The organism is Massilia sp. CT11-108 (genome assembly GCF_047302915.1).
Lineage (GTDB): Bacteria > Pseudomonadota > Gammaproteobacteria > Burkholderiales > Burkholderiaceae_D > Telluria > Telluria orientalis.
On the sequence record NZ_JBKYMO010001336.1, the window covers coordinates 1 to 367 of the forward strand.

At 73.6% G+C, this 367-nt stretch carries 1 pseudogene; it reads right to left on the minus strand.

Going from position 1 to position 367, the window contains the following annotated elements:
• A pseudogene (locus tag ACEN88_RS34680) lies at nucleotides 1-202 on the minus strand (hypothetical protein); the annotation flags it as partial.
• Nucleotides 203-367: the final 165 nt, after the last annotated feature.

Sequence of the window (367 nt, forward strand, 5' to 3'; positions counted from 1 at the left end):
CGACCGCGCGTGCCTGCGCCTGCGCGACCTGCGCCGTCCGCTCCGCTTCCACGCGCTGCAGGCCGCGGTATTGCGCGACAGTGCTCGCGAGCGGCCCCGCCAGTGCCAGAGCGGCGATCAACAGGCTCCACGTCCCGCGCGGCGCGCGGTGCCACGTGCGCGCGAGGCTGGGCGGCGCGAAATCGATGCGGACCTTCTTCATGGCGCCCTCCCCGTCAGCGCGAGCCGGGCGCAATCGGGCCACAGCGGATCGGTTTCGTCCTCGAACAGCGTGCAGGCGAATTTCAGCCGGCCCGCGCTGCTCGCCCAGCCTTTCGGCGCCGGGCCGCAGATCTGCAGGCGCTCCGACCGCGACTTGCTCGAGGGC